General features: G+C 64.0%; 17 protein-coding genes. 13 read left to right on the top strand and 4 right to left on the bottom strand.

The window, feature by feature from the left end:
* The first annotated feature begins 99 nt into the window (after positions 1 to 99).
* The 9 genes from AC1DQJ_RS08720 to AC1DQJ_RS08680 all read left to right on the top strand — a co-directional run bounded on the left by AC1DQJ_RS08720 (position 100) and on the right by AC1DQJ_RS08680 (position 7,201).
* Positions 100 to 306, top strand: a complete 207-nt coding sequence (locus AC1DQJ_RS08720) for a DUF3126 family protein (RefSeq protein WP_477602702.1) — start codon at positions 100 to 102, stop codon at positions 304 to 306.
* Between the two features lie 108 nt (positions 307 to 414).
* A complete protein-coding gene (locus AC1DQJ_RS08715; RefSeq protein WP_477602275.1) occupies positions 415 to 582 on the top strand; it encodes a hypothetical protein in 168 nt (55 codons plus the stop codon).
* A gap of 163 nt (positions 583 to 745) precedes the next feature.
* The gene (locus tag AC1DQJ_RS08710; protein ID WP_477602273.1) at positions 746 to 988 is read left to right on the top strand and encodes an acyl carrier protein; all 243 of its coding nucleotides are present in this window, start codon (positions 746 to 748) and stop codon (positions 986 to 988) included.
* A 31-nt stretch (positions 989 to 1,019) separates the two neighbouring features.
* Complete coding sequence (locus AC1DQJ_RS08705) at positions 1,020 to 2,300, top strand: alanine racemase (RefSeq protein ID WP_477602271.1); 1,281 nt, start codon at positions 1,020 to 1,022, stop codon at positions 2,298 to 2,300.
* Positions 2,301 to 2,308: 8 nt separating this feature from the next.
* On the top strand, positions 2,309 to 3,841 hold the full coding sequence (locus AC1DQJ_RS08700) for a class I adenylate-forming enzyme family protein (protein WP_477602269.1): 1,533 nt from the start codon (positions 2,309 to 2,311) through the stop codon (positions 3,839 to 3,841).
* A gap of 101 nt (positions 3,842 to 3,942) precedes the next feature.
* The gene (locus tag AC1DQJ_RS08695; protein WP_477602267.1) at positions 3,943 to 4,950 is read left to right on the top strand and encodes a hypothetical protein; all 1,008 of its coding nucleotides are present in this window, start codon (positions 3,943 to 3,945) and stop codon (positions 4,948 to 4,950) included.
* A complete protein-coding gene (locus tag AC1DQJ_RS08690) occupies positions 4,947 to 5,105 on the top strand; it encodes a hypothetical protein (protein ID WP_477602265.1) in 159 nt (52 codons plus the stop codon). The genes AC1DQJ_RS08695 and AC1DQJ_RS08690 overlap by 4 nt, the downstream gene beginning before the upstream one ends.
* A gap of 18 nt (positions 5,106 to 5,123) precedes the next feature.
* Positions 5,124 to 6,353: an MBOAT family O-acyltransferase gene (locus tag AC1DQJ_RS08685; RefSeq protein ID WP_477602263.1), complete on the top strand. Its 1,230-nt coding sequence runs from the start codon at positions 5,124 to 5,126 to the stop codon at positions 6,351 to 6,353.
* Positions 6,354 to 6,430: 77 nt separating this feature from the next.
* Positions 6,431 to 7,201 carry a competence/damage-inducible protein A gene (locus AC1DQJ_RS08680; protein ID WP_477602262.1) on the top strand — a complete coding sequence of 257 codons (771 nt, stop codon included), beginning with the start codon at positions 6,431 to 6,433 and terminating at the stop codon, positions 7,199 to 7,201.
* On the opposite strand, the gene AC1DQJ_RS08675 is transcribed toward AC1DQJ_RS08680, so the two are convergent.
* Positions 7,198 to 7,965, bottom strand: coding sequence for a WecB/TagA/CpsF family glycosyltransferase (locus AC1DQJ_RS08675; RefSeq protein WP_477602260.1), 768 nt, complete (start codon positions 7,963 to 7,965; stop codon positions 7,198 to 7,200). The two genes, AC1DQJ_RS08680 and AC1DQJ_RS08675, sit on opposite strands and share 4 nt — an antisense overlap.
* Before the next feature lie 229 nt (positions 7,966 to 8,194).
* Complete coding sequence (locus AC1DQJ_RS08670) at positions 8,195 to 9,823, bottom strand: O-antigen ligase family protein (protein ID WP_477602258.1); 1,629 nt, start codon at positions 9,821 to 9,823, stop codon at positions 8,195 to 8,197.
* Between the two features lie 278 nt (positions 9,824 to 10,101).
* Here AC1DQJ_RS08670 and AC1DQJ_RS08665 point away from each other — a divergent pair, with 278 nt between their 5' ends.
* A complete protein-coding gene (locus AC1DQJ_RS08665; RefSeq protein ID WP_477602256.1) occupies positions 10,102 to 11,613 on the top strand; it encodes a hypothetical protein in 1,512 nt (503 codons plus the stop codon).
* Between the two features lie 27 nt (positions 11,614 to 11,640).
* Here AC1DQJ_RS08665 and AC1DQJ_RS08660 read toward each other — a convergent pair whose 3' ends face one another.
* On the bottom strand, positions 11,641 to 13,350 hold the full coding sequence (locus AC1DQJ_RS08660; RefSeq protein ID WP_477602254.1) for a right-handed parallel beta-helix repeat-containing protein: 1,710 nt from the start codon (positions 13,348 to 13,350) through the stop codon (positions 11,641 to 11,643).
* A gap of 223 nt (positions 13,351 to 13,573) precedes the next feature.
* Here AC1DQJ_RS08660 and AC1DQJ_RS08655 point away from each other — a divergent pair, with 223 nt between their 5' ends.
* Entirely contained in the window at positions 13,574 to 15,049 is a 1,476-nt protein-coding gene (locus tag AC1DQJ_RS08655) for a flippase (RefSeq protein WP_477602252.1), read from the top strand.
* A gap of 5 nt (positions 15,050 to 15,054) precedes the next feature.
* On the opposite strand, the gene AC1DQJ_RS08650 is transcribed toward AC1DQJ_RS08655, so the two are convergent.
* On the bottom strand, positions 15,055 to 15,762 hold the full coding sequence (locus AC1DQJ_RS08650; RefSeq protein ID WP_477602250.1) for a class I SAM-dependent methyltransferase: 708 nt from the start codon (positions 15,760 to 15,762) through the stop codon (positions 15,055 to 15,057).
* Between the two features lie 208 nt (positions 15,763 to 15,970).
* On the opposite strand from AC1DQJ_RS08650, the gene AC1DQJ_RS08645 reads away from it, so the two are divergent.
* On the top strand, positions 15,971 to 16,744 hold the full coding sequence (locus AC1DQJ_RS08645) for a hypothetical protein (RefSeq protein ID WP_477602248.1): 774 nt from the start codon (positions 15,971 to 15,973) through the stop codon (positions 16,742 to 16,744).
* An 837-nt stretch (positions 16,745 to 17,581) separates the two neighbouring features.
* Entirely contained in the window at positions 17,582 to 19,981 is a 2,400-nt protein-coding gene (locus AC1DQJ_RS08640; RefSeq protein ID WP_477602246.1) for a calcium-binding protein, read from the top strand.
* Positions 19,982 to 20,002: the final 21 nt, after the last annotated feature.

Below are 20,002 nucleotides of genomic sequence, written 5' to 3'. Positions count from 1 at the left end.
GCGCCGGGGCGCGTCCCCAGCTTTTTCGGATGCAGGCGCTTTGCGGCGCGGCGCAAAACGCCTAGGTTCCGGCCGAAATCGACGAAGGAGCCCAGCGTGCTGGACGAAAAGACTATCCGCCGAGTGGAAGGCCATCTGCGCGGCACCTTCGCCAATGCGCGGATCACCCTGGTTCCCCGCCCCAAGCAGAAGGATTCCGCCGAAGTCTATATCGGTGAGGAGTTCGTCGGCGTGGTGTTCGAGGACGAGGACGGCGATGGTTCGTTCATGTTCGAGATGGCCATTCTGGCCGAAGATCTGCCGTAGGCGCGGCGTCAACCTTGCGTGAAGCTGCGCAGGGTAGGGATATAGGTCGAGAGCCGCCCCGCTGCGTGCGGCGTCTCGCCTATGGTCTTGGCGGCGAGGGAGCGTCCGATGCTTGAAAAGCTGACCGTGCTGGCTCTGCCGCTGATCGCGCTGTTCATGTTGTTTCTGATGATCTTCGCGCTTTGGCCGGATCGTAAGCCTTCGGCCAAATCCGGATCTGGCGGACTGCCGGCGCGCGATCGCGCCGCTCCGCGCCGCGGCGCGACGCGCCGCTAGGGCTGCAGCCCAATCTTCATACATTTCACCTAACGTTGCTCTTGCAGCGCGCCGCCTGAGGACGCAGGGTCGCGGACAGTATGGTTTGTCGCCATGCCGCCCGTTCCGCGGCCGTGGGTTGCTCGCGCCCGCTGCTTCTTAAGAGTCTAGCTCAGGTAGAGATATGGCCATTTCAGAAGAGGGACTCATCGGGTTCCTGAGTGACGATCTTGCGATTGAAACCAGCGACATCGCGTCTGATACGCTGCTGTTTAGCACGGGCATCATCGACAGCTTCGCCCTGGTCACGTTGATGACCTTTATCGAAACTGAAGGCAGGGTCCGCATTTCGCCGGCCGACGTGAACCTCGCCAACTTCGATAGTATTTCCCGCATACTGAAATATGTGGAGCGCGCGAGCGTCTAGCTAGATGGCTAGTCGGGGCGAGACAGACCAGATGACATCGAATTCTAGCGAGAAGTTGGCTGCCGCCGTCGCGATGGTCGGCACTCCGCTCTACGTATACAATGTTGACATCATTCGCGGCCGCTTCGCGAAGCTGAAGGACCTGTTTGGTCGCCACTTCGGCGTGAGCTACGCCGTCAAGGCCAACCCTAACATCGAGCTGCTGCGCGTCCTGCTTCCGCACGTCGCGACCTTTGACGTCTCCTCCTATCGGGAAGTCGAGCGCGCCCTGGAAGCCGGCTGCCCGGCCGAGCGGATCACCTTTTCAGGGCCGGCCAAGCGCCGCGTCGAAGTGGTCGGCGCGGTGGAGCAGAGAATTGGCGAACTGGTGCTGGAGTCGCTCGCAGAGGCCGACATCGCCAGCGCCGCCGCCACGGAACGCGGCGTGGTCCAGCCGGTGCTCCTCCGCATCAACCCCTCGGTCGGCCCACGCCACTTCGGCGTGAACATGGCCGGAAAGGCCAGCCAGTTCGGAATCGACGAGGAAGAGATGGAGACGGCGATCGACCATATCGTCGCTCTGCCGAACCTCGAACTGGTCGGCTTCCACATCTATTCCGGCACCAACAGCCTCAACGCGGAAGCCATCGCCGAGAATTTCGCGATCTTCATCGAGCTGTTTCGCCGCGGTGCGGCGCACGCAAAGCTGGCGCCGAGGAAGCTGGTGTTCGGATCGGGCTTCGGCGTGCCCTACACCAGCACGGAGAAGCCGCTCGACGTCGATGAGGTGGCCAGCCGGGTCATCCCGATGATCGACGCCATGAAGGCTGAGCCGGTGTTCGCGGAGGCCGAATGCGTCCTTGAGATGGGGCGATGGCTGGTCGCGCCGGCGGGCCTGCTGCTGACCAGCGTCATCGCCGAAAAGACCAGCCGCGGGGTCGAACTCCGAGCCTGCGACGCCGGCTTCAACAATCACCTCGCGGCCTGCGGGATGATGGGCACGGTGATCCGGCGCAACTGGAACATCGCCAACATCTCGAACCCGGACGGCCCTGAAGGCGCCTACACGCTTGTCGGGCCTCTTTGCACGACGATCGACATCCTCGCCACGGACATCGCCCTGCCGCAGGTGCGAAATGGGGACATCCTGGCCGTGGAGAATTCGGGCGCCTATGGCCTGACCGCGAGCCCGACCCGCTTCATCAGCCATCCCGAGCCGTCGGAGGTTCTGTTGGACGGCGACCGGATCGTGGACGTCACGGAGAGCGCACTCAATCACTGGCGTACAGTCGCGAGCCCGGGCCGCATCCGGGTAGCGGCCAGCAACGCATAGGAGCCAACGTGATCGGGGCCATCGGGGGAGGGCTTTGGCGTCAATTCGAGGCCATCGTGCGCCGACAGGGGGAATCCTCGGCGCTTGTTCACGGCGAGGAACAAGTCACCTACGCCGAACTCCATGACAGAGCGTTGGCGGCTGCGGGAGAGTTGGCTCGCCGCGGTCTGGGTCCCCACGGTCGCTGCCTGATATGGGCCGGAAACTCGATCGATCTGGCTGCGACTATTTTGGCGACCTGGCGTCTCGGGGCGATCATCGCCCTGGTCAATGATGAGGCGCCGCACGCGCATTTCGCGCACGCCGCTTCGATTACGGCGCCGTCAGTGGTGATCGTCAGCACGTCGAGCGCAGCGGAGCAGGCCGCGCAGATCGTGTCGTGTCCTGTGGTGACGCTTCCGCTCGAATTTCAGGATGCGATCGGTGCGCTCCCTGCTGCGGGGGGCCACGACCATGAGCCCGCGTCGATCCTGTTCACGTCTGGCTCGTCGGGGCCGCCCAAGGGGGTGACTCAATCGCATGCGAACCTGCTCGCAGGCTGTCGCATGGTCGCCGAGCACCTTGGTGTGGAGGCCGAGGACCGGATCCTCTGCCCGATCCCATGGGCGTTCGACTATGGATACGGCCAGCTGTTGTCGACGGTGCTGCTCGGCGTGACCCAGGTGCTGCCTGAAGTCCGCAATCCGTTCGGAATTTGCGCTGCGATCACGGCGCATCGGCCGACCGTGCTTGCGGGTTTGCCGTCGCTGTTCGCCTTGCTGATCCGCGGCGTGTCGCCGATCCGCGAGACTGACCTCAACTCGCTGCGCCTGGTGACCAATACCGGTGGCAAGATCGCGCCGGCGATCTTCGCCGAGATGGCGGAAATCTTCGCGCACTGCGCCATCTCGCTGAACTACGGCATGACCGAGACCTACCGGAGCGCGGGTCTGCCCACCGCTCTGGCCGCATCCCGGCCAAGCTCTGTCGGCGTCGCCTATCCCGGCGTTTCCATCGCCATCATTCGCGAGGATGGCAGCGAAGCCGCGCCGGACGAAGTTGGGGAGATCGTCCATCGCGGCACCGGCGTGTTTCTCGGCTATTGGGCGGCTCCGGAAGCCACCGCCAAGGTTCGGCGGCCGGACCCGCTTTGGCGGCACGAGCAGGCGCAAGCGCCGATGGCGGTCTTCTCCGGGGACCTTGGCTGGAAGGACGCCGACGGCCTGCTCTATGTGAAGGGCCGCCGCGACCGCCTCATCAAGTCTATGGGGGTGCGCGTAAGTCCTGACGAAATTGAGACGATCATTCGCAAGAGCGGCCTCGTGCAGGACGTCGCGGTCATTGGCGTGCCGCACGAGATGATCGGTGAGATGGTTGTCGCCGCGATCACGTTGGCGAATGGCGCAGAGGATCCCGTTCGCGCCCTGAAGATCTTCGCGCGCAACGAGATGTCGCAGCACATGCAGCCGCGCGAGTACCGCATTCTCGAAGCCTTTCCGCTGACGCCCAACGGCAAGCCCGACTTTGGAAAACTGCGATCCATGCTCGGAGCAGCGGAATGACCATTATCCCTCCGAACTTCCCCAAGACGACAGTGGGAGGGCGGCTTACGGCCTTCTGGCGCGGGTTCGTCACCCCAAGCCGTTTCGCCTTCACCCTGACGGTGGCCGTGTTCGCCGCAACCGCGGCGCTGGCGTGCCTGTTGATCACGCCGGCCACCCTGGCTGGGCCGATGGGCGTCTACCTTCCACGCTCGACCAAGGACACCGAGGCGTTCGCAACACGTGAGGCGCTGCAACTGGCGATCACGCCGGTCGCCGACTCCGCCCCGCGGCTTTATGTGGTCAGCGATTCCATCCTCGCCCACGTGTTCGCCAGCGACGAACAGACGGCGCAGGCCATGGCCGCCGTAACCTCTCGGCCTTGGCGCGTGGCGTTCCTGACGACGCCGCTGCAGGGCCCGCTGGATGAAGCGGCGCTGGCTGAGTACGCCACCAAGCAGCGTCCCGGTGTCGTCGTGCTCTCGTTGGGTTTCGACCGCTTCGGTCTGAAGAAAGACGACCTAGTCGCCCAGTATCGCATGGGCCGGGTTGGCGTTCGCTCAGACTGGGCTGACAAGGCTGTGGCCTCGCTTGACGAGGAGCCGCAGGGGCGAACGGGCATCTACGTCATCGACAACCGGAATTTCCTGTTGCGCAACGTCAGCGTGGCGATGGCGCGCGCACTTGTGCGTAAGCCGGCCGAACGGCGCATCGACGCTTATTTGATGCATCCGCCGTTGGACGCCGCGGGCCTTGCCGGGCAGCGTGAGGCAGTCCTGAAGCACCTGCGCGGCCCGACGCAGGCCGATGATGTCGGCGTGAAACTGCTGGGTGAAACGGTCCAGCGGCTTGAGGCGAACGGCAACGTGGTCGTGTTCGTCGAGAATCCGGTCAGCGAAGACCTATACGAAGGCGCCGCAGACCGCGCTCGTTACGCGGCGTATCTCAAGCGGTCGGAGGCGATGGCGACGGCGATGGGCGGGACCTATTGCCGTCTGGCGGCCAGCTTCCAGCCCGCCCCGGCTCAGTTCCCGGACTACATCCACGTTGATGATCCCGACGCCCAAGCCAAGTTGCGATTGGCGCTCGCCAATTGCGTCGTCTCAGCCTTGAACAAAGAAGCCAAATGAGCGGCCCCCAAGACATCACTGCACGACTGACCTGGTCGTGGCGCGTCGGGCAGATCGCCCAGGGCCTGGTGCTCGGGGTCCTGCTGTTCATTGCGGTGCTCGGACTCGTAGCCCTCTCGGGCAACGTCACCGTGTTCCGCTACCAGGGCTACTAGGGTGTTGGGAACTCGATCATGATCCAACATCTGGACTGGTGGTTGTTCGTCGGCCTTCTGCCGATCGTCTACTGGATGATCCCGACCCGGTTCCGCCCCATGCTGCTGGTCGCGGCCAGCCTGGGGGTGCTGACGGTCCTGGCGCCGTTCGACCTCATGATGATGCTGGCGGTCGGCTTGCTGGTTTACGGGTCGTTCGCGGTCGCAGCCATGCCCGTCGCCGCCGTCGCGGCCGGCGGCCGGTCGAACAACGTCATTGTGGGGCTGGCGAGTCTTGGCCGCTCGCCGCTCCCGATCGTCGCGGTTGTCCTGTACCTGTTCTGGTACAAGTACATTCCAGGCATCGTGCGTCCAATTGACGAGAACGCGTACCTCGCCAACCTCGTCGTTCCGGTCGGGATCAGCTATTTCAGCTTCAAGCTGATCCATTACGCGATCGAGCGCCGCCGAGACATGCTTCCGGCGCACAACATCCAGGACTTTCTGTCGTGGCTGTTCCTGATGCCGACCTTCACGTCCGGCCCGATCGAGCGGTTCGAGCACTTCCTGGACAATCGGGAAGACAAGTTCCGAACGGAGTTGCTGGTCGAGGGCGGCACGCGGATCGCCCAGGGTCTGATCAAGAAGTTCGTCATCGTCGACGCCCTGTCGCGCGTTTCGCACATGCTGTCGGGGGGAGACGTCGTCGCCTTCGCCAATGGTGGCGGCGAGCACCCGGAGGTCTGGGCCGTCTGGGCCTACCTCGCCATCGATCTGCTGATCTCGTACCTGGATTTCTCCGCCTATACCGACATTGCGATCGGGGCGAGCCGGCTGTTCGGCTTCAAGATCATGGAGAACTTCAACTATCCGCTGCTGGCGGCGAACCTCGTCGAGTTCTGGCGGCGATGGCACATGACCCTGACCAGCTGGTGCCGCGCCTACGTCTACATGCCGATGATCGGCCTGACACGGAATCCGTACCTGGCGGTCATCGCGACCTTTGTCGTGGTCGGCCTCTGGCACGCGGGCTCGATCAACTGGCTGGTCTGGGGACTCTGGCACGGGATAGGCCAGGCGGTTGTCCTGCGCTGGGCGCGCTTCGCCCAGCAGCGCAAGATCACCTTCTTCAAGACGCAGATCGGCCGTTTCGTCGGCTGGGGCGTGACCATGGCCTACGTCATGCTGGGCGGTGCATTGGAAGCCTTCGACCATGACGGCAACTTCCTCGACGCCTTGCGCCTCATGGGCCGCGCGCTCGGCCTCTAGGTCTTCCGGTTGCCCGCCGCGATGGACGGCGCTAGTCGGTCTATGAGCATCGGGTTCAAGCCGTGGAGGGGAGACGCATGACGGGTTCGGCGAACGGGCGGGTGACCGCCGGGGTTCTGATCATCGGCGACGAGATACTCTCCGGTCGGACCCAGGACACCAACCTGCGCGACATCGCCCGCTATCTGGGTGTTCATGGCGTCGATCTGGCGGAGGCTCGAACCGTCGGCGATACCATCGCAGAGATCGTCGAGGCGTTGGACGCCCTGCGGGCCCGCTACGACTACGTCCTTACCACCGGCGGCATCGGACCTACGCACGACGATATCACTGCCGACGCGGTCGCCGCGGCGTTCGGGGTCGAGCTGCAGGAGCATCCCGAAATTCTGGCCATGATGGCCGCCCGGTGGGGCGAGGCGCCCAACGCGGCGCGGCGGCGCATGGCCCGCGTGCCCGTGGGCGGCGAATTGGTGAAGAATCCGGTCCAAGGCCCGCCGGGCTTCACGATCGGCAATGTCTTCGTGCTTGCCGGAGTGCCCACCATCATGCGCGGCATGCTTGAGGACGTCGGCCATCGCCTGAAGGGCGGCGCGGTGACGATCTCGCGCACGGTCCGGGTCGAGGGATCCGGCGAGGGGGTGATCGCCGCGCCGCTGGAGGCGGTCGCCAAGGAGCACCCCGACATGTCGCTCGGCAGCTATCCGTTCTTTGGGGAGTCCGGCTACGGCTCGAACCTTGTGCTTCGCGGCCGGGACTCCGAAGAATTGGCGCGCGCGGTGTCCGAGCTGATCGCAGCGCTCGAGGGCGCTGGAATTTCGAGCGTGCGCGAGGTCGAGAACGCCGCCTAGGCTTCGACCTTGCGAGGCGGCTTGGCTTGATGGGCCTGTGGCGAACTTGCGCCCCGGTCCTGGCGCTTGGCGATAGCGCGGCGAACGTCGCGGAATGCGGGCGCGACCAGCCACCAGGGCTCGACGCAATAGCGATAGAAGAGGCGCCTCGGATCGCCGGCCAACCTGAACAGCCATTCGATCCCGATCTGGCCCATCCAGCGAGGCGCTGGGCGCTGAGCGCCGGCCTCATAGTCGAGCGCAGCGCCGACGGACAGCGCGACGGTCGGAGGTAGCAGATGCTGGTTGCGCTGGAGCCAGATCTCCTGGCGCGGCATGCCCATGCCCACGAACAACACTTGCGCACGCGCTTCAGTGATCTCACGCAGGACGGCCTCGTTGTCCTCTGAGCCGGAGGTCATGTCGAAGTAGCCATGACGCGTCGAGAGTCGGAGTCCCGGGTACCGCGCTGTCAGGCTCTCCGCCGCCTTGGCCGCCACCCCGGGCTCTCCGCCCAAATAGAAGACGCGCCAGCTGTTTCGCGCCGCGACGCTCCAGAAGTGGTCGCGCCAATCCAGATAGGTGCAGCGATGGAAGCGGCGGCTATGCAGGCCTAGCGTGCGCGTGAAGAAGATCAGCGGAGTGGAGTCGACCTCGATCAGGTCGGCGTCTTCAAAGAAGGCGGCGAACTCGGGGTTCTTCTTGGTTAGGTAGATGCTGTGCGCGTTGTGATTGGCGATGCGGCTCGATCGGCCCGACGTCACCGCCTTCGTGATGTGGTGCATGACCTCTTCTGGGCGGACGAGGTCGACCTCGACCCCTAGCGCAGAGATGCGCTCGCCGGTCCGCCTGCTTTGCCTGTAGGGTCTGCGACGACTACGCCTACGTTCAGGAACAAGAGGAATATTCACTTGGCGCCGCGTTCGTCGGTAAGGCCGTGAATATCCGTCGCCCTGATTAAGATTTTCCTTTGGGAACTGCCCCCCGGCGCAGCTTCCCGACCTCAACGCCAGACTAGTTGGTTCCTGCGCGAGGTGTGTTCGCCGTGGCTCCATACTGCGCGCGGAATACGAGCGCCGCGACCGCACCCATCAACATGAACTGAAGGGCGTGGTTCTGGGTTTGGCTGAAGATCGACTTGATAACGAAGAAGACGGACAGCGAGATGCCCAGCGGGATCAGAAGCGCCTGCTCCGGGTCCTTCATCTTGGCCGCCAGACCATATTTTGCAGCGGCATAGATCGTGAGCAGGATCGCGCCGTAGTACAGGATGAAGCCGACGATCCCGTAGTCGAGGGCGATCAGCAGGTAGTAGTTGTCGATCGTCAGCGTGCCCGCGAGGTTGGTGTAGCCCAGCGCGTCGGCCCCCTGGTCGGCGCCGTAGCCCCAAGGGCGGGCAAGAACCTTCGGAATGCCCATGCGTAGCTGGTCCATGCGTCCTTCGTTGCTGTAGGCCGCATCGCCGCCGCCCCACACGATTTTCTTCAGTCGCCCGATGAAGAAGGTCGCGGCCATGAAGGCGACGAAGATGACCGGATAGGCCATCACGACTGCCGGGCCAATCAATGTCCCCTTTACGTGACGCCACCGCCCAAAGGCCCAAGCGAACAGGTAAAGCAGGCAGGCCATGAAGAAGCCCACAGAGCCAAGTCGGGCCTGGGTCAGGATGATGACGTAGAAGATCAGCGGAATGGACGCGCCGGCCGCGATCCTCAAGGCCGGACGATAGGTGTCGGCGACCATGAAGTGGATGATGAACGGCGTCGCAAGCGCGAGAAACTCCGCCAGCCCCAGGCTCGTGGAGTGAATGGATTGAATGCGTAGGTCGCCGATGCCGAGTCGCCTGCCGCCGGCCAGGATCCGCTGAACGTACTCGTCGCCGACCGCAAGGAAGCTTGGGATGTGGTTCAGCCAGGGAACATGTCCAAGCTTCTGTTCCCAAAGCCCGAGCACGCAGACGAAGACCGCGCCCATCCAGAGGATATAGGCCCACTTGTGGGCGTAGCCGGGGGTCAGCATCGCGTAGCAGGCGACGAAGAAGATCGCGGTCCAACTGATCTGCAGCGCAATGACGGCGTTCAAGGATTCGAACGGGTGGCGGGAAACCAGGATCGAGAAGCACTGGATCGCGACAAAGGCGGCGATAAAGGTCGCGAGCCTGGGGATCGAGCGGACGGAGGCCAACGTTTGAGCGCGGAATTCCGGCGAGATTGACAGGCAGAGCAGCAGGACGAACGCCAGCGGGAATCCAACGAGCCGGACAGAAGTGATCCACGGCAGTCCCGGCAAGGCGATGGCAAGGTAGTTGGGCCAGCAAATCGCCATGACCAGAAATGCGAAGAACAACCGGTTCATCGTCCGCGTCGGCGCGGTCTTCATGTCGGGGAGCGCCCACACCGCGATAGCCGCCAGCGGCAGCAGCGGCGCCATGAACTCCTTGAGCATGAACGGCGTCGTGATGGCGTAGAAGAACCCGTAGAACAGGCAGACGATTATGAGTCCCGCCATCAGCAGCCAGGCGGCGTAACGGCGCCAGCCGATGGCGAACTCGGTCGAGAACGGTTTCAAGACGAACTGCGGCTTCTCGGGCGTATCCGCGATAGCGGTCCAGCCTCGCATAGCGCGCTGCAGGATATTTCGCATGTGGCTCGTCGCCTTGGCCTAACTGGATCCGTATGAGTTTCGCGAGCGAAACGGCGGCGCCCGGACGCCTCGAAAAAATGCGGGCGAGCCTTCAGTGCGCTCATCGATATAGTACTTCAGTGCGTTAAGAAATCGGGTAGCGCACCCGCATCAATGTTCGTGCGCTCAACGGATTTTGACGGCCTGGTAAGGCGGAATGGGGTACTGGCTTAGCTTCCGTTCCGGGCGTCGTCGCACGTGCCTCGCCCGGCGTCATCGTGGGGTTAGGGTTGGCAAGCATGGCTGCTCTCGATGTGTCGCAGTGCGTCTTTCGGGCCGCGCCAATTGTCGACTATCAGGTGTTTCTGGCGAAGACGAAGCCTGAGGCGCCGGCCGGCTATCGCCTGACGCAAATCGCTGGCGTCTGGCTGGCGAACGACGAGAAGCTTCGCGTCACAGCCCTGCACGACAGCCACGAGCGCTTCCTGGGCGTCATTGTCGGCTTTGCCTACAGCGAGTTCTCCGGCGCCTTCTTGCCGGCCGGCGACGTCAGCCTGCCGGTCGAGGCGTCCAGCGCGGAGGAGCTTGAGCGCCGCGTTCTGCCGCGCCTCTCGGGGCTGTATGTCTTCGTCTCGGCGGGCGAACTTCCTGGCCGCCTGTACATGGACCATGGCGGCTCGTTCCCGATCGTTTATTCGCCGCCGGATGAGTGCGCTGCTTCCTCGTCCGCCCTGCTGCTGGACGTTCCGGCCTACAAGGATCGCTTCCGGGCCGACCTGCATTCCTCGCTGATTGGTCGCGAGGGAGCAGGCGGCTGGATCTCCGGCACGCTGACCGCGCACCGCGACGTCTATCGGGTGCTGCCCAACCACTATCTCGACCTGACGACCTGGACGACGCATCGCTTCTGGCCACGGAAAGGCGATTTCGATCAGTGGCGGAACTTCGACGAAAGCGTCACATCGGCCTCCAAAGCCCTGACGGACTTCAGCGCTGCGGCGAACCGCGAGTTCAAGGTGGCGGCGACGATGACGGCCGGCTTCGACTCCCGGTTACTGCTGGCGAGCTGCCGTACGAGCCTCGACGACTGCCAATTCTTCACGCTCGAGGCGCCGAACGCGGAAATGGACATCGACATCAGCCGGGCCATCGCCAGTCAGTTTGGCCTCAAGCACAAGGTGCTGCCGCTCCGACAGGCGTCGGAGTTGGAGACCGCGATCTGGGACCGGATGGTCGGCGACTGCATGGTCGAGGCCCCGCGCCGGACCCATACGACCTTGCGCGATCTGACCGGCCGCGATGCAATGTTCACCGGCATGTATGGCGAGGTTGGGCGGTGCCGCCTCTACCGGCAGGACTTCCACTCGATCAATCAGGCGACGATCGACGCGCGGTTCGTGATCGATCGCCTGACCCTTCCGCAGCATCCCGAACTCCTGGCCAACATCTCGACCTGGTTTGCGGCCCTGGAAGGCCAACCCAATAGCGTCATTCTCGATCTGGCTTTCCACGAGCTAAAATTTGGCAGCTGGGCGATGGGCCAGCGGCCGATCACCAACTCGATCAAGCTGAACTTCCTGCCCTTCGCCCAGCGTGCGGTGCTGGACGCGTTCCTGGGCGTCGCCCCGGCGGAGAAGGACACCGCGACGCTGTTCTGGGCGCTGATCCGGGCCCAGTGGCCTGAACTCGAGAGCGTGCCGGTCAACAAGTACGGAGACGCGCGCGACTATCTGGCGGTCTGGAAGAAGCTCTCTAATCCCGCCCGCGTTCGCCGTTTCCTGCGTGATCGTCTGGCCCGCAAGAGCGCCTAAGGCGGACTGCCACGGGGCGGGCTGCGCTCAGGGTTTCTGAGTTTGCGCCGCGCGGGCCTCCTTCAACTGCTCGGCCGTGACCTTGCCATTGTCCTTGAGGACCCAGTCCCCCGGCTGTGCGCCCTTGGTGCGAATTCCGGTGGTCTGATTGCCGGTGACCACCAGCCGCTCGTCCGCGGGCGACAGCAGCAGGCCGACCTCCGGACCGATCAGGACGTTGTCCTTGATCGTGACGCCGCGGGTCTCGCCAAAGCTGATGATCGCGCCCGCTGACTTGTGCGGGGTCGCGAAGAAGTTTCGCTCGATCACCATCTCATGGTCCCCGGGATTCTGCGCCTCGGCGGCCTTTTCTCCGTGGAAGGTCATGGGCCGGGTCGAGTTGGTGATCCGGTTCTCCGAAACCACCGAGCCCCGGTTGTCCATGTAGAGGGAGATGCCGTTGCCGTGGATACCGTAGAGGTCGGACATGGTGTTCTTTGAGACCGTTAGGTCCTTGACGCCCATGGCGAGAATGCCGGTCTGGCCGAGGCGGCGGAAGGTGTTGCCCACGATCTGAAGATTGGTCAGCGGGCGTCCGGGCGTGCGGATGCCGGACCCTCTTTCCAGGTCCTCGAACGTGTTGCCGACGATCTGTGCGCCGTCGACCTTGCCGATCATGATCGCGCCGTCGCCGGTGTAGAGCGAGGACTGTCGGAAGGTGTTCCCCTCGATCCGAGCCCGGCTGGAAAGTCCGCCAGCGTTCGAGACCTGAATGCCTTCGCCATACTTCTCGGCAACGAAGTGCTCGAAGACAAAACCCTTGATCACCACGTCCGAGCGACCGGCGAGGTCGAAGCCCTTGCGCCCTGAGCCAACCGCCAGCCGCGTGTCAGGGGCGCCATTGAGGGCGCGTGGCCAGATCACCGCCTTGCCCGGGGCGAGAACCGCGTAGAAGCCCGGCTGGTCGACCAGGCCAGCTGCGCTCACCACTGCCGCGCGTCCAGGCCGATCAGTGTAGGGCTTGATGTCATTCGGCGCGAACTCGATTACATCGCCAGTGACGGCGCGGATCGGTCGGCGAACGACCCAGTTGCCCTGGGTCCAGATCGACAGCACGGCGCCTTCAGAGCCGGCGCTGAGAGCCTTGGCGAGCTGCGGCGAGCGCAGCCGGCCCTGCCGCATCCCATCGACTTCGGACAGCGGCGTTTCGACATACTCTTCGACATCGTCGGAGAAGAACGGGTCTTTGGCGCGGGGATACTGCCCCTCGTAAAGCATGGCCTTGGAGTCGAAGAATTTGATCATCGCCGTCTTCGGCGGTTCGAAGGTGACGAGGCTCAGCTGGTTCCAGTTCGCCGCGCCGCCGCAGGCCGCCGCCGAGGGGCAGGGGACGGCGGAGGTGACCGGATCGCCACCGTCGAACACGGCGGGCGCCTGGCCCCACTGGTCGCCGGCGTATGTAACCGGGGCCCCGGGCGCGCCGTCCGCGGGCAGCGCGATGGTTCCACGATAGGCGACGCCGCCCTTGAAGCGCACGGTGTCGCCGGGCTTCAGCCTCACCGAGGAGGGGCGGCCGTCCGCCTGCGGATCGCCGGGCGCGTGCTTCCAGGCCTTCTCCGGGCTGATTCCGTCGGCCGCGTCGGAGCCGGACTGGTAGTCGACATAGTAGACGCTGGCGGTGGCCTGGGGCGCGCAGGCCGCGGTCAACAGCGCCGCGACGACGGCCGCTAGCGCGGGCTGGGTCAGGGACTTGGTCACGAGGCGCCTCCAATAGTTCCGCTTCCACCTTAGGCGCGTTCGGCCCAGCGTCATCATCCCTAGCCTGTGGGGCCGAGTTAGTCGCCTCGCACGCGAAGCGCCCACAGGTCCAGCGCCCCATGGCGCAAAGGGTCTTCATCGACGATAAAGACCTGCCGCCGATCATGGAACGGGCGCCTGGCAGGGGGCGTCTCACGCCAATCTCCGCAACAGGAACTGTGTTTTGAGTGTCAGCCGAAACACGACGTACAACCTTGTCGGTGCGATCGTTCCCGTGTTGCTGTCGCTCGTCACGGTGCCGGCCTACCTGAAGCTTGTCGGCCCCGAGCGCTACGGCGTGCTGGCGATCGCCTGGCTGCTGCTCGGCTATTTCGGACTGTTCGACCTGGGCCTTGGCCGCTCCACTTCATTCCGGATCGCATCCCAGCGCGACAGCACGCCCCAAGCACGGGCGGACACCTTCTGGGCGGCGCTGAGCGTCAATGTCGGAATGGGTCTGATCGGCGGGCTGCTGCTGTTGGGGGCGGCCGGCTACTTCTTCGGCCACGCTTTCAAGATGAGCGAGGCACTGCGGCCCGAGATCCTGGCCAGTGTGCCGCTGCTGGCTTGCGCGGTTCCCATTTCGACCCTGACCGGCGTGCTGACTGGCGCCATGCAGGGGCGCGAGAAATTCCTTGAGACGAACATGGTGTCGTTGATCTCAACGGTGCTGTTCCAATTGCTTCCGATTGCTGTCGCCCTATGGGTCGGGCCGCACTTGTTGCCGCTGTTGAGCGCGGCGATCCTGGCGCGCCTGATTGCGATCGCGGTGCTCGGCTACCGCTGCTACGTCGAGTTCTGCCGCGGCCTGCTGCGCCGCGTGGATAAGACCGAAGTCACTGCGCTTCTGAAGTACGGCGGCTGGGTCAACCTGACGTCGCTGCTTGGCCAGGCCCTTGTCATGATCGACCGCTTCATGATCGGAGCAGTCTTGGGCGCCGCGGCGGTGACGATCTATACGGTGCCGCTGCAGCTGGCCCAGCGCATCCAGATCCTGCCGGGTGCGCTGACCAACGCGCTCTTCCCGCGCCTGTCGGCCGCGGAGGGCCAGGCCAAGGGACTGGCGGACACAGCGCTGCGCACCCTGATCGCGCTGATGAGTTTGCCGGTGCTGGGCGCAATCTTCGTGATCGAGCCGTTCCTGCGACTGTGGGTCGGCCACGATGTCGGCGGGCAGTCCGGGCCGGTCGGCCGCATCGTGCTGATCGGCTTTTGGGCCAATTCCTTCGCCATGATCTCGTTCATCCGACTGCAAACCTCCGGGCGTCCGGACCTGGTGACCAAGTCGGTCCTGGTGCAACTGCCGATCTATGTGGCGCTGCTCTACTTCTCGCTTATCCACTTTGGGTTCGTCGGGTGCGCCACGGTGTTCGCGGTGCGCTGTGCGTCGGACTATCTGGTGCTGTCGTGGCTCGCCAACCGCTCCATCAGCAATTGGCGCATCCTGCTGTTCACGCTCGGCGTGCTGGTTCTGGGCGCCTATCTCGCAGGGCGGTGGGACATCACTGACTGGCGGTGGTGGGTTTCGGCCGTCGTGACCGGTTCGGTCCTGCTGGTCAGCGGCTGGCTGATCTTGCCTGCGACAGTCAAGGCAAGGCTGGCGACCACCGCGCCGGGCCGCGTTGCGGTGCGGGCGCTGGTGCGGGTGCGCGGCGGCTAAGGCGATTAGCGCCGGCTGCCGACCACCATCATCTGGGCCATGAACAGGTGATCGAAGCGGCTACCGGTCAGGGCGTTGAACAAGCGCCCCTTCCAACCAGGATGACGCATCGGCCTGATTGTATGCACTTCGATGCCCGCACCTTCGAACAACTGGCGAAAGCTCTCCGGGGTGAACCAGCGCAGGTGCGTGCGGTCCATCAGGCCCGTGCCATGATAGCGGAAGCGCCCAAGGATCAGATTCTTGATGATCCCAAAGTAGGCGATGTTGGGTGAGCTGGCGAACACCATCCCGCCAGGCTTCAGACACTTCGTCAGACGGCCAAGCGTCGTCCACGGGTCGGTCAGATGCTCAAGCACTTCGCTGATGATCAGCGCGTCGAACTGCCCGGCAAAGCTCGAAAGATCGATGTCCTGCACGTCGCCGACCAACACGTCGGTCAGCGTCTCCGCCGCGGTCGCGGCCGCCTGCTCGTTGAGCTCCAGACCCACATAGCGCCCCGCCTTGCGGGCGGCGAGCGCAGCCCGGCCGGTGCCGCCAGAGCCGCAGCCTAGCTCAAGGATCGCGGACTCCGGCCCAGTTTTGAGCAGCGCGACAATGTCGTGCCGAGCATTGCCGAAATAGCTTGAGGGCTTTTCGTCATAGATCGATGCGATAACGGATCGCGTCTGACGTTCGGCCGGCGGCTTCAGGGCATCGGTTCGTGTGTTCACTGCAGTCTCAACTTTGGAGCGGCTGGCGTCGCCTGCGGAGCCTGGGAGCGACCACGGAGAGAAACACCATCGAAGCCCGTCACAGGCAAGACTCCTTGCGCTGCAACGAATGATCAACGCCTGCTTGGCATAAAGCGAACGTATTATGGTGAACGCTATCGAAGTCCGCCCCCAGACGCGCGCTGCCCGCCCGAGAGAATGTGTACTGATGCCCAGAAGCATTGAAGACTTCGCTATCGCGGCGGCGGTCAACAATCATGAGATCCTTGACGGCTGCCTGAAGCGTTCGCCGGACCTGGTCTCCGGCGCGTTGCGGCTGAAGATCTACGAGGGCTACTCGTCGGCCGGCTCGGCGCTGAATGCCGGGATCGATGGCTGCACGGCGCCGATCGTGATCCTGGCTCACCAGGACGTCTATCTGCCGAAGGGATGGCTGGAGCGCCTGATCGTCCAAATCGACGAATTGGAGAAGGTTGATCCGAACTGGGGCGTGCTGGGACTCTACGGTCGCACACCGGACGGCGAAGAGATCGGCATCGTCTGGTCGTCGGGGCTCGGCCGGGTGCTGGGTGAGAGCGGCTTCAAGCCGGGGCGAGCGGAGACGGTCGACGAACTGGTGCTGATCGTTCGGCGCGCCTCCGGCCTGCGATTTGATGAGGACCTGGCGGGCTTCCATTTCTATGGCACCGACATCGTCATGCAGGCCCGCGTGAATGGCACCCCGGCCTACGTGATCGACGCCGGGGTGGTGCACAATGGCAGGTCCGTGCGCTCGTTGGGCGGGCCCTACGCCAAGGCCTATCGCTACATGCAGCGTAAATGGCGGAAGTATCTGCCGATCAAGAATCTGAACTCCGACATCGTCTGGCACCCGGTTACGCTATGGCGTGCACAGTACGCGGGGGTGAAGCGGCACCGGCGAAACGCCGACCGTCCGCCGCGCGATTCGGTGGAAATCGCCAAGGCGATCAACTTCGAGTAGGGCAGCGGGGCGCGCGGGATGTCGCACCCCAGGGGGCGATAGCTGCGGCGCCTGCGCGCACAAGCGGTCCCGGGCCGCGCGTGCAAAATGTCCACCGGTTACCGATTGAGGCCACAAAGCTGATCGATTGTGGCGCCGCTAGACGGGGCTATTGGCCCCAAAGTCGGGCGCATCGGTCGCGGACAGCGGCGAATGGCCAAATGTATCGATCGCCACCCTGTCGATCTCAGAAGCTATCCCGCGCACAAAATTCGACGCGCGGACTAGGTTCGCTGCGTAATTTCCCCAATCAGGCGAGTTGCGAGGCGACCTGTAGCGCCTTTTGAGTGCGCCGGCCCGGCGTCAAGTTGGCAATTACTGCCAGGCGCCTGCTGTTGGATGGCGTTGCAACGACATTGGTCCGCCACTCTCTCTAGAGAATCTGAAGTCATATCTTCATCAATACTTGTATGCGGCGGGCTGTCGCACGCGTGGCGATAGATCGCACCTGAATGGTTAGGGGCGACTTAGAGTAAACGCAATTTAACCACATTGTTTATCCATCGCTAAAACGCTAGTCGGGCAGATTATCACCTGTCACCGAAGGCCTCCCTAAGCGTAGGGAGGAGCGGGGACAGGATGTCGCGTTGATGTCCCAAGTCGATTTGCGCCTAATCCGGGCAAGCTTTGTTCTGCTTATGCGTAATACGTGGAGATTAGACATTGGCCATCATAACTGTTTCTAACGCGGCTCAACTCACCAGCGCCCTTCAGACGGCGGCGGGCGGCGATACCATTCGGTTGGCGGCCGGCAACTACGGTGATTTTGCCATCAACTCGAAGGCGTACGCGAGCGACGTGACGATCACGTCGGCGGATGCTGGCAACCCCGCCGTCTTCCACACGCTGAACATTACTGGAAGCAGCAACATCAACTTCCAGGCGCTGAAGGTCGACTTCACGCCGACCTCGACCACGGTGTCGGACTCCTCGGCCGTCTATATCAGCGGCTCGAAGGGCATCAGCTTCGTCGACAGCATTATCAAGGGCGGTAATGCGATCACCGGCGTCTCGGCGACCGCGACCGCACTGGACAACACCGGCAACGTGATCGGCTTCCCGACCGGCCGGGGTTTCTCGATCCAAGGTTCGAACGACATCGAGGTTCGTGGCACGGACATCTCGCAATTCCACCGCGGGATCGTGATCGGCAGCTCCGACACGGTGGCCATCACTGACAACGAAATTCACGACACCCGCGGCACCGGCATCGTCGGCGGCGCCTCGAACCTGACGATCGAAGACAACCACATCCACTCGATCACGCCTTGGCGTATCGGCCTGACGGGCGGCGACCACGCTGACTACATCGCGCTGTGGACCGACTCCCGCCAGACCAGCCCGACGAGCAACATCATCATCCGTGACAACGTCATGGAGCGGGGCGATGGTGAGACCATCCTCGGCATGTGGATGCAGGGCGGAACGCCCGGCTTCGACAACGTGCTGATCGAAGGCAACGCCATCCTCGGCAGCGACAACTCCGGCATCGTTCTGTGGGACGTCCACAACGGCAAGGTGATCGACAACGTCCTGCTGCAGACCGGCAGCAGCACGCAGGCTCCGGGCATCATCATGGCCGAGGGCACCAAGAACGTCACGGTCTCGGACAACTACGCCCGTGCCGTGTCGGACAAGCTCAGCGGCTCGACGGGCAACGTCCTCACCAACAACACACTGGTGAGCAAGGCCGACACCAGCGCTGACCTGATCAGCAAGGTCCTGGCCACGCATGACGCCGACTCCATCGGCACGATCGTCGACAGCTACTACGGCAAGGCCCCGACGACTCCGACCGACCCGACGTCGCCCCCGACCTCGCCGGTCGAACCGCCGCCGGTGGTCGTCCAGCCGCCGGCTACGGGTAGCCAGAACCTCGTTGGCAGCTCCAGCAACGAAGTGATCAACGGCGGCGATGGCAACGACACCATCGACGGTCGCGGCGGCACCGATCAGCTGGTCGGCGGCAAGGGTGACGACACCTACTACGTGCCGAACAGCGCGACGACGGTCGTCGAAAAGGCTGGCGAGGGCGTCGACACTGTTGTCGCCAAGGGCGACTACGTCCTGGGCGCCAACCTCGAGAACCTCACGATCGGCGTCGCCACCAATGGCTGGTCCGGCACGGGCAACGACCTGAACAACGTGCTGGTCGGCAATGCTGGCAACAACCGGCTGAGCGGCCTGGGCGGTAACGACACCATCGATGGCGGCCAAGGCGCCGATACCCTCACGGGCGGCGCTGGCGTCGACAGCTTCCGGTTCGTCGTCGGCGGCGGCAAAGACGTTGTCACCGACTTCGGCGTGGGTGGTGCGGATACGATCGATATCTCCAGCTACCTGAAGGCCGGCTACAAGGCCGCCCTCTCGCAGGTCGGCAGTAACGCGGTGATCAGCTTCTCCAACGGCGAGTCGATCACCCTGACGGGCGTGGCTCTCAACAAGCTGGCCGCCACCGCTACGGGCTACGCCTTCGGCACTTCGTCGGGCGGGGGCACGGTTGAGCCGCCGCCGGTGGTCGTCGAGCCGCCTCCCGTGACCCAGCCGGTCGTGGGCGTGACGCTGATCGGTAATTCCGGCAACAACGTCCTGACGGGCGGCGCTGGCAACGACACGATCGATGGCCGCGGCGGAACGGACCAGCTGATCGGCGGCAAGGGCAATGATACCTACTACGTGCCCAACGGCGGCACGACCGTCGTCGAAAAGGCCGGCGAGGGCGTCGATACGATCATCGCCAAGGGCGACTATGTCCTGGGTTCCAATATCGAGAACCTGACGATCAATACCGCTGAATCCAACAACTGGAGCGGCACCGGCAACGAACTGAACAACTTCCTTCAGGGCAACGCCGGCTCCAACCAGCTGGAAGGCCTGGCGGGCAACGACACCATCAATGCGGGCGGCGGCAACGACGTCATCATTGGCGGCGCGGGCAACGACATGCTGATCGGCGGCCGCGGCGTCGACACCTTCCGGTTCGGCGTTGGCAGCGGCAAGGACGTGATCACCGACTTCGGCTTCGACGGCGCCGACAAGATCGACACCTCGGCCTACATGAAGGCTGGGTACAAGGCGATCGTGGCCCAGGCCGGTGCGGACACCGTCATCAGCTTCGGAACGGGCGACTCGATCACCCTGACCGGCGTCGACTCGCACCATGTGAGCGAGACCTCGACGGGCTTCGTCTACGTCTAAGCCGAATAAAATCCCTCTCGA

This window comes from Phenylobacterium sp. P4_E10 (assembly GCF_056401675.1).
The sequence above is the reverse complement of the archived record's forward strand: the minus strand, read 5'-3'. Positions and strand labels throughout refer to the sequence as shown.

What these genes read in the sequence shown, in the direction of transcription:
- AC1DQJ_RS08715 (WP_477602275.1), top strand. Translation starts at nt 415, where the DNA reads ATGCTTGAAAAGCTGACCGTGCTGGCTCTGCCGCTGATCGCGCTGTTC.
- AC1DQJ_RS08710 (WP_477602273.1), top strand. Translation starts at nt 746, where the DNA reads ATGGCCATTTCAGAAGAGGGACTCATCGGGTTCCTGAGTGACGATCTT.
- AC1DQJ_RS08705 (WP_477602271.1), top strand. Translation starts at nt 1,020, where the DNA reads ATGACATCGAATTCTAGCGAGAAGTTGGCTGCCGCCGTCGCGATGGTC.
- AC1DQJ_RS08690 (WP_477602265.1), top strand. Translation starts at nt 4,947, where the DNA reads ATGAGCGGCCCCCAAGACATCACTGCACGACTGACCTGGTCGTGGCGC.
- AC1DQJ_RS08685 (WP_477602263.1), top strand. Translation starts at nt 5,124, where the DNA reads ATGATCCAACATCTGGACTGGTGGTTGTTCGTCGGCCTTCTGCCGATC.
- AC1DQJ_RS08680 (WP_477602262.1), top strand. Translation starts at nt 6,431, where the DNA reads ATGACGGGTTCGGCGAACGGGCGGGTGACCGCCGGGGTTCTGATCATC.
- AC1DQJ_RS08675 (WP_477602260.1), bottom strand. Translation starts at nt 7,965, where the DNA reads ATGCACCACATCACGAAGGCGGTGACGTCGGGCCGATCGAGCCGCATC.
- AC1DQJ_RS08670 (WP_477602258.1), bottom strand. Translation starts at nt 9,823, where the DNA reads ATGCGAAATATCCTGCAGCGCGCTATGCGAGGCTGGACCGCTATCGCG.
- AC1DQJ_RS08665 (WP_477602256.1), top strand. Translation starts at nt 10,102, where the DNA reads ATGGCTGCTCTCGATGTGTCGCAGTGCGTCTTTCGGGCCGCGCCAATT.
- AC1DQJ_RS08645 (WP_477602248.1), top strand. Translation starts at nt 15,971, where the DNA reads ATGCCCAGAAGCATTGAAGACTTCGCTATCGCGGCGGCGGTCAACAAT.